The organism is Mesorhizobium sp. M7A.F.Ca.AU.002.02.1.1 (assembly GCF_003998535.1).
GTDB classification, from domain to species: Bacteria; Pseudomonadota; Alphaproteobacteria; order Rhizobiales; family Rhizobiaceae; genus Mesorhizobium; species Mesorhizobium ciceri.
This window is the reverse complement of sequence record NZ_RZPB01001011.1, coordinates 1-1,823: the sequence shown is the minus strand read 5'-3', so window position 1 is coordinate 1,823 and position 1,823 is coordinate 1. Positions and strand designations below refer to the sequence as shown.

The 1,823-nt window shown below is 63.4% G+C and carries 2 protein-coding genes; both read right to left on the bottom strand.

Annotated features, from left to right (window positions below):
* Positions 1–605: PHP domain-containing protein (locus EN879_RS34390; RefSeq protein WP_127274636.1), on the bottom strand; the 605-nt coding region annotated here is incomplete at its 3' end.
* Between the two features lie 107 nt (positions 606–712).
* On the bottom strand, positions 713–1,823 hold a 1,111-nt coding region (locus tag EN879_RS34385), incomplete at its 5' end, for a biotin/lipoyl-containing protein (RefSeq protein ID WP_127274635.1).

The following is a 1,823-nucleotide window of genomic DNA, read 5'->3' as shown; positions in this document are numbered from 1 at the left end:
ACATAGAGCCGGTCGCCGAACATCTCCTTGAGAGTCAGAAGCCGGGCTTCGGCCAGATCGCGGCGATCTTCCTTGAGCGCGGTGCCGATCGGTCCGCGCGGTCCGCCGCTGAGGCAGATCAACCCGTCACAATAGCCTTCCATCATTTCCGTGGTCAGGTGCACGGCTTCGCCCGGCGGCGTTTCGAGGTAGACGCGGCTGACCAGCCTGACCAGATTGGAATAGCCCGCCTCGGTCGCGGCAAGCAGAACGACCGGCCGCATATCGGGACCTTGCCGTCGGCGGTCGCGCTGGCCATCGCTGTTTTCGCCGGAAAAGGCGAGCGCCGTCTGGCAGCCGATGATCGGCTGGATGCCGTCCTTCACCGCCTTCTGCGCGAATTCGAGCGCGCCAAACAGGTTGTTGGTGTCGGTAACGGCGATGGCCGGGGCTTCGTCCTTGACCGCATGAGCCACCACCTTGCCGATCTGCAAGGCGCCTTCCAGCAGCGAATAGGCCGAATGCACGAGCAAATGGACGAAGGGCCGCGCCGGGGCCTCCGGCCGCGCCGCAGCAATCGCCGCTTCTCGCTTCAAGGGATCGCGGGGGAGTTTTTCGTCGGCCATGGTGCTGCGTGAAGGTCCTTGAGTCGATGGAGATGTATTGTCCGGGACCGCGCGATGCCAGTCCAGCACAAACCACTGCTGATCACAGGCTGCCTGCCCGGCTAGCCCTAAGCAAACTCCATGATCACAGCGTCGACAGCCAGGCTGTCGCCAGGCTTGGCGTTGAGTTTGGAGACGACAAGGTCGCGTTCGGCACGCAGCACGTTTTCCATCTTCATCGCTTCGACCACCGCCAATGTCTCGCCTGCCTTGACCTCCTGGCCTTCGGCAACGGCAATCGACACGACAAGGCCAGGCATCGGGCAAAGCAGCAGCTTCGACGTGTCCGGCGCCACCTTTTCGGGCATCAGCCTTTCCAGTTCGGCGGTGCGCGGCAGCATGGCGCGCGCGGTCACCGACATGCCTTTCCAGGCGATGCGAAAGCCATTGGCGACCGGCCTGACCTGAGCCGTAACCTTGCGCTTGCCGACCGTACCGCGCCAGACCAGATCGCCCGGCCGCCAGCCGGATGCAACGGTCAGCGCCTTGCCGCCCGCGATCGACAGATCGACTTCCATCGGAATGGAAATCATGCCCTCGATGATGGACGCCGACAGATAGTCATCATCGATCTTCACGACCCAGTCGCGCTTCAGCGCTCCCGAATGCGGCGCCAGGCGCCCGCCCAGCCGGTCAAGCCGATCACGTCGCAGCAGTTCCACTGCGGTCGCGATCGACGCCAGCACCGCTTTCTCGTCGTCGTTCGGCACGACCGGCGCGAAACCGTCGGGATATTCCTCCGATATGAAAGCGGTCGATATCCGCCCTTCCCGCCAACGCTGATGCTGCATCAAGGCAGCCAGGAACGGAATGTTGTGCTCGATTCCGTCGACGACGAAGCTGTCGAGCGCTTCCGACATGGCATCGATGGCTTCCAGACGCGTCGGCGCCCAGGTGCACAGCTTGGCGAGCATCGGATCGTAGAACATCGAGATTTCGGAGCCTTCGGTGACGCCGGTGTCGTTGCGGATGACGACATCGCCGAATTGTCCTTCCTCCGGCGGCCGGTAGCGGGTCAGCCGGCCGATCGAAGGCAGGAAATTGCGGTAAGGGTCTTCGGCATAGAGCCGGCTTTCCACCGCCCAGCCGTTCAGCTCGATGTCGCTTTGCTTCAGGCCAAGCTTTTCGCCGGCGGCGACGCGGATCATCTGCTCGACCAGATCGATGCCGGTGATGAGC